General features: G+C 63.2%; 5 protein-coding genes. 4 read left to right on the plus strand and 1 reads right to left on the minus strand.

The window, feature by feature from the left end; all coding sequences use genetic code 11:
- The first annotated feature begins 39 nt into the window (after positions 1-39).
- Positions 40-1056 (plus strand): RNA 3'-terminal phosphate cyclase, encoded by a 1017-nt coding sequence (gene rtcA / locus ACVOLV_RS12475; protein WP_481554670.1) that lies wholly within the window; start codon positions 40-42, stop codon positions 1054-1056.
- Positions 1057-1144: 88 nt separating this feature from the next.
- The gene (locus ACVOLV_RS12480; protein ID WP_481512820.1) at positions 1145-1594 is read left to right on the plus strand and encodes a universal stress protein; all 450 of its coding nucleotides are present in this window, start codon (positions 1145-1147) and stop codon (positions 1592-1594) included.
- A gap of 343 nt (positions 1595-1937) precedes the next feature.
- On the opposite strand, the gene ACVOLV_RS12485 is transcribed toward ACVOLV_RS12480, so the two are convergent.
- A complete protein-coding gene (locus ACVOLV_RS12485; protein ID WP_481554671.1) occupies positions 1938-2219 on the minus strand; it encodes a DUF2782 domain-containing protein in 282 nt (93 codons plus the stop codon).
- A 78-nt stretch (positions 2220-2297) separates the two neighbouring features.
- Between ACVOLV_RS12485 and polA the strand changes: the two genes are divergently transcribed.
- Positions 2298-5066: a DNA polymerase I gene (polA, locus tag ACVOLV_RS12490; RefSeq protein ID WP_481554672.1), complete on the plus strand. Its 2769-nt coding sequence runs from the start codon at positions 2298-2300 to the stop codon at positions 5064-5066.
- Between the two features lie 400 nt (positions 5067-5466).
- Entirely contained in the window at positions 5467-5949 is a 483-nt protein-coding gene (locus ACVOLV_RS12495; RefSeq protein ID WP_481554673.1) for a DUF421 domain-containing protein, read from the plus strand.
- Positions 5950-6044 lie beyond the last annotated feature (95 nt).

Here is a 6044-nt window from a genome sequence, read left to right on the forward strand (position 1 = left end):
GCGCTCCACTGCGGTGGGGCGCCACAGGAAGGCAAGACAATGGAAATGATTGAAATCGATGGAAGCCAGGGCGGCGGGCAGTTGCTGCGCTCTGCGCTGAGTTTGAGCCTGTGCACCGGGATTGGCTTTGCCATGCAGGACATCCGTGCCAAGCGCTCACGGCCCGGCTTGATGCGCCGGCATCTGACCGCGGTCAATGCTGCGGCACGGATCAGCACTGCGCACGTAGAGGGCGCAGCCCTGGGCGCGACCACGCTGCGCTTCGTGCCGGGAGCTGTGCAGGCCGGTGACTACCACTTCGCCATCGGTAGCGCCGGTTCGGCCACGCTGGTATTGCAGACGCTGCTGCCTGCCTTATGGCAGGCAGCAGCGCCATCGCGTGTGCGGTTGGAGGGCGGTACGCATAATCCGATGGCACCGAGTGCTGACTTCATCAGCAGCTGCTATCTGCCGGCATTGGCGCGCATGGGCGTGCAGGCGGAGTTGCAGTTGCATGTGCCGGGCTTCCATCCGGCCGGTGGTGGGGTGCTGGAGGCGACCGTGCAGGCATGTCCGCAGCTGCAGGCACAGGAGTTCAGCGTGCGCGGGCTGGTGTGGGCGCTGGAAGCGCAGGTGCTGGTGTCGGGCCTGCCCGCCGCCATCGGCCAGCGCGAGCTGGATGTGCTGGCCAAGCGCTTCGGCCTGGACGCGCATCCACGCCATGTGCGGGTGGTGCGGCCGGCGCTGGGACCGGGCAACGTCGCCTCGATGACGGTGCGCCATGACAACCACGTCGAGCATTTCGACAGCCACGGCGAGCGCGGGCTGGCTGCCGAGGGCGTGGCGGGTCGGCTGGCCGACACCGTACAGGCCTATCTGGATGGCGGCGCCTGTGTGGGCGAGCACCTGTCCGACCAGTTGCTGCTGCCGATGGCCCTGGCAGGCGGCGGTCGCTTCACCACCGTCACGCTCAGCGACCATCTGCGCAGCAATGCCAGGCTTATCGAGAAGTTCCTGCCGGTGGAGTTCGACTGGCAGCAGCGTGGACCACACTGGGAGGTATGGGTCAGCGCCTGATCGGCCCGGTTTGATCTTGCGCAAGGCATGGGGGCAACATCGGGTGTGCAATGGTGTCACCACCACCCTTCATCCAAGGAGAACTGCCATGTACAAGCGCATCCTGATCGCCACCGACGGTTCCGAGCTTTCCGCCAAGGGTCTGGCCAAGGGCTTGGAGCTGGCCGCGCAGCTGGGCGCGCATGCCGACATCGTCACGGTTTCCGAGCCGTGGGCGGTGGGCATGTACGACGCCATGGGCTGGAGCGCCGGCTACGAGGCCAGCCCGGAGTACAAGAAGGACCGTGAGGATGCCGCGCAGAAGATCCTGCAGCCGGCGCTGGCCGCCGCACACGCGGCCGATGTGGCCGACGTGCAGACCCATCATGTGCTGGATCGTTACGCCGCCGACGGCATCATCGATACCGCCAAGGCCTGCAACAGCGACCTGGTGGTGATGACCTCGCACGGCCGCCGCGGCGTCACCCGGGTACTGCTGGGCAGCCAGACCTCCGAAGTGCTGGCCCGCAGCACAGTGCCGGTGCTGGTGATCCGCTGAGGCTTTCACCCCCTCCCTTTCGCGCAGCGAAGGGAGGGCTGCGGAGGGGGCTCTTGGCTGGAAGCACAAAAGCCCAAAGCAAAACCACCCCCTCCCAACCTCCCCCTTGGCTACGCCAAAGGGGAGGGGCAAAGCTTGGCTCCCTCCCTTTCGCGTAGCGAAGGGGAGGGCTGTGGAGGGGTGCTTGTTGCCGTGTCCCCAAAGAAACCAGCAAGCAGAATCAACAAAGCCCTCGGTCGAGGGCTTTTCTGCAGGTGTAGGGATGTTGGCGCTCATATCTGGCCGCTAAAAGCACCCCTCCCCAGCCCTCCCCTGCGCTTCGCGCAAGGGAGGGAGCGGAAGATCACCAGCTATACAGCTTCCAGTACACCGGCTTGGTGCCGTCCTTGTCGCTGTCCATGCGGCCGTCGCCATCGCGGTCGTACATATAGAACGGGGCGCCACGGGCCGGGGTCACCTTGACCATGCGCAGGGTGCCGCCGACGCGGTATTCCTCGATGGTGTCGCCGTTGTCCATCGCCTTGCGCGTGATATCCGCACCTTTGACATCTACTGGAGGCGAGCCGCCGCCGAGGGAGGCGCAGCCGGCGAGGGCCAGCAGGGGAATCAGCAGCAGGGATTTCATGGGGTCGCTTCCTTCGGTGGGAATGGTTCGATTATGCCTGTCCACATGCGGCAACGGTCCGCCGCGTAGAATCAGCGCATGAGCAGATTAGTCCTTATAGACGGTTCCAGTTACCTGTACCGCGCGTTCCACGCGCTCCCGCCACTGACCAACGCCAATGGCGAGCCGACCGGTGCGCTGTTCGGCGTGGTCAACATGCTGCGTTCCACGCTGAAAGAGAAGCCCGAGTACGTCGCCTTCGTGGTCGATGCGCCGGGCAAGACCTTCCGCGACGACATGTATGCCGAGTACAAGGCCAACCGCCCGCCGATGCCCGATGACCTGCGTTCGCAGGTGCAGCCGATGTGCGACATCGTGCAGGCGCTGGGCATCGACATCCTGCGCGTAGACGGCGTCGAAGCCGATGACGTGATCGGCACGCTGGCACTGGCCGCCGCCGCCGATGGACTGGAGGTCACCATCTCCACCGGCGACAAGGATTTCGCCCAGCTGGTGCGCCCGGGCGTGGTGCTGGTCAATACCATGACCGGCAGCCGTACCGATTCGGACGCAGCGGTGATCGACAAGTTCGGTGTGCGCGCCGATCAGATCATTGATTACCTGGCGCTGATGGGGGATACCGTCGACAACGTACCGGGCGTGGAGAAGTGCGGCCCCAAGACCGCCGCCAAGTGGCTGGCCGAGTACAACGATCTGGATGGGGTGATTGCTGCCGCACCTTCCATGAAGGGCAAGATCGGCGAGAATCTGCGCGCCGCGCTGCCGCGCCTGCCCTTGAACCGTGATCTGGTCACCATCCGTACCGACGTGCCGCTGGAACAGGGGCCGCGCGATCTGCAGCTGCGCGAGCAGGACGTGGAGTCGCTGCGTGGCCTGTATGCGCGTTACGGCTTTACCCAGGCGCTGCGCGAGCTGGGCGGGGTTGCCGCGCCGGATGTTGCCGGCGACAGCAAGCCCAGTTTGCGTGGCACTGCCGCCGGTTACGCCAAGGCAGCCGACAGTGAGCCGGTTGTTGGCCTTGATCCAGCGATGGCGGCAATGGGGGAATATGAAACGGTATTCACCAGCGAACAATTGCAGGCCTGGGTTGACCGTCTGCAGGCCGCCAACGAGTTTGCCTTCGATACCGAAACCGATGCGCTGGATGCGATGCGTGCCAACCTGGTCGGTATCAGCCTGGCGGTAGAGGTCGGCAAGGGTGCCTATATCCCGGTCGGTCACATCTATCCAGGGGCGCCGATACAGCTGCCGATGCAGCAGGTGCTGGATGCGCTCAAGCCACTGCTGGAAGACGCAGGCAAGAAGAAGCTTGGCCAGCACGGCAAGTACGACATCCATGTGCTGCGCCGTCATGGCGTCGAGGTGCAGGGCTATGCCGACGACACCATGCTGGAAAGCTTCGTGCTCAATTCCACGGCGACCCGCCATGACATGGACTCGCTGGCGCAGCGCTACCTCGGTTACACCACCACCAAGTTCGAGGACGTGGCCGGCAAGGGTGCGAAACAGATTTCGTTTGCCCAGGTCGGCATTGACGAGGCCGGTGCCTACGCCGCCGAAGATGCTGACATCACCTTGCGCCTACACCGCGTGCTGGGACCGCAGCTGGCGGCCGTGCCGTCGTTGCAGAGCGTATACCGCGATATCGAAATGCCGCTGGTGCCAGTGCTTGCGCGTATCGAAGCCAACGGCGTGCGCATCGATGCGGCCGAGCTGAAACGGCAGAGCAATGATCTGTCGGCACGTATGCTGGCCGCGCAGCAGAAGGCCACCGAGCTGGCTGGCCACACCTTCAACCTGGATTCGCCCAAGCAGCTGCAGGCCGTGCTGTTCGACGAGCTTGGTTTGCCCGCGCTTGTGAAAACGCCCAAGGGTCAGCCCAGTACCAACGAAGAAGCGCTGGAAGCGATTGCCGAGCAACACGAGTTGCCGCGCGTCATCCTCGAATACCGTGGGCTGACCAAACTGCGCAGCACCTATACCGACAAGCTGCCGGAAATGGTCAACCCGGATACTGGTCGTGTGCATACCAGCTATCACCAGTCCGGTGCGGCGACCGGACGCTTGTCATCTTCTGATCCCAACCTGCAGAACATCCCGGTGCGCACCGAGGATGGCCGCCGCATCCGCCAGGCCTTTGTCGCACCGCCGGGGCGCAAGCTGATGGCCTGCGATTACTCGCAGATCGAACTGCGGATCATGGCGCACCTGTCCGAAGATCCGGGCCTGGTGCGCGCCTTCGAGCAGGGCGCCGACGTGCACCGTGCCACTGCAGCCGAAGTATTCGGTCGCGCGCTGGACGAAGTGACGCCGAATGAGCGCCGCGCCGCCAAGGCGATCAACTTCGGCCTGATGTACGGCATGAGTGCGTTTGGTCTGGCCAAGAACCTGGGCATCGATCGCGGCCAGGCGCAGGACTACGTGGCGCTGTATTTCAGCCGTTATCCGGCGGTGCGTGACTTCATGGAGCGCATGCGCGTGCAGGCGCGTGAGCAGGGCTATGTGGAAACCCTGTTCGGTAGGCGGCTGTACTTGAACGACATCAACGCCCGCAACCAGGGCCTGCGCGCCGGTGCCGAGCGTGCTGCCATCAATGCGCCGATGCAGGGCACCGCGGCGGACATCATCAAGCGTGCAATGGTCAGCGTGGATGGTTGGCTGCAGGGGCACAGTGACAAAGCCAAGATGATCCTGCAGGTGCACGATGAACTCGTGTTCGAGGCCGATGACGCATTCATTGACACCTTGCGTGCCGAAGTCGAGCAACGGATGGCCGCTGCCGCGAGCCTGCGTGTTCCGCTGGTTGTTGACACCGGAATCGGGGAAAACTGGGATCAAGCACACTGAATTTCTAGTTTCTTAACCAGAAAGTATTAGTAAATGAGACAATGCGTCGCGTTACACCGCATTTAATAAATGCCAGCGATATTGAGCTGATGAATCTGTCCTTAATTCTTTTGAAAGAGCGACAGAATCTTCACGATCCATCAAGGTTGGGAATGCTCATATAGTCCGCGACAGACGCAACGTCTGTCGCGGATCTCTCCCATCCCCTGGAGCAGATCTCGGAGCGGGGATTCCTCCCCAAATGCCCGCTCCCCGGCCCCGTCGACCCCCCCCTGGTCGGCGGGGCTTCTTTTTTGTAGCAAATGAAACTATTTCCGCCGCGCTTGTTGCCGGCGAGTTTCTCGCACCATCTTTATCCGCGTTGGCCGACGATGGCGCCATCGAGTGATGGAGGGGAATCATGTCCGACCTGTTCGCACTGGCGATGCCGTGGTGGGAGTTCATCCTGCGCGCGGTGATTGTCTATGTCGTGGTGCTGGTGATGGTGCGGGTAGCGGGCAAGCGCACGCTGGGCCAGTTCACCCCGTTCGACATGTTGTTGCTGGTGTTGTTGGGCAATGCCGTGCAGAACGCATTGCTGGGGCCGGACACATCATTGGGTGGCGGCTTGTTGCTGGCAGCCACGCTGATCGCGCTGAACTACATCGTAGGCTGGATCACCACCCGCAGCGTGTTGATGGAACAGGTGATCGAAGGCGAGCCGGTGGTGTTGGCCAGGCACGGGCGTGTGTTGCAGAACGTGCTGCAGCGCGAGCTGGTCAGCAAGGCCGATTTCGCCAAGGCGATGCGCGATGCCGGCTGCGATAACGTCGATGAAGTAGATCTGGCGCTGCTGGAAACCAACGGCCACATCACCATCATCCTCAAGAAGGACAACAGGTAGTGCCGAGCCATGCTCGGCAAAGACGTCAGCCGTGGTGTTGGGGGAGCGGCGTCAGCCGCGAAGCTCGTGATACATCCGATTGCAGGCATCGCAGC

It is taken from the genome of Stenotrophomonas sp. STEN023 (genome assembly GCF_056760135.1).